This is a genomic window from Bradyrhizobium sp. CCBAU 51627 (assembly GCF_028128765.1).
Lineage (GTDB): Bacteria > Pseudomonadota > Alphaproteobacteria > Rhizobiales > Xanthobacteraceae > Bradyrhizobium.
On the sequence record NZ_LBJG01000035.1, the window covers coordinates 1 to 264 of the forward strand.

General features: G+C 66.7%; 1 protein-coding gene. It reads left to right on the top strand.

What is annotated here, in order from left to right:
* Nucleotide 1 precedes the first annotated feature (1 nt).
* Nucleotides 2–250 (top strand): group II intron maturase-specific domain-containing protein, encoded by a 249-nt coding sequence (locus XH88_RS39275; protein WP_271671019.1) that lies wholly within the window; start codon nt 2–4, stop codon nt 248–250.
* The last annotated feature ends 14 nt before the right edge of the window (nt 251–264 follow it).

The following is a 264-nucleotide window of genomic DNA, read 5'->3' on the forward strand; positions in this document are numbered from 1 at the left end:
GTTGCGTGGGCTTGATGAGTGGATCAGGCGACGGTTGCGCGCCATCGCCTGGAAGCAATGGAAGCGTGGACGGACTCGTTATCGCGAACTGCGACGCCGCGGCGTCGGCCGGGACCTGGCGGCACAAACCGCTGGCAGCCCACATGGCCCTTGGCGGCTAGCAGCGAGCCCCGCGCTCAACAGCGCCCTGTCAAAGCTCTTCTTCAGATCACTCGGCTTGGCTTCCGTCGCGGCACCGCGGCCCGCATAATCCGCTGAACCGCC